Consider the following 237-nt stretch of genomic DNA (forward strand, 5'->3'; position numbering starts at 1 on the left):
TTAGGGTCTCCGGGTGGACGGCCAGGACCAGGGTGGCCACCTCGGCGAAGGCCACCAGCCAGGGGACCACACTGGGGGTGAGGCCCGTGGCGTCGTCCACGACGAGGGTGACGGGGTTCACCCCTTCGGGGCGCTTGAGGGCCTTGAGGAGGCTCCTCGCCTTCTCCTCGTTCCCCGGGTAGCGCCTCTGCCAGGCCTTGAGGTCGGCCTCGAGGTCCCTCCCCCGCCCCACCCCTT

General features: G+C 71.3%; 1 pseudogene. It reads right to left on the reverse strand.

Features of this window, described 5'->3' with window-relative positions:
• Positions 1-237: pseudogene (locus ACYQ0J_RS00440) on the reverse strand (ATP-binding protein); the annotation flags it as partial.

It is taken from the genome of Thermus sp. FJN-A (assembly GCF_054655095.1).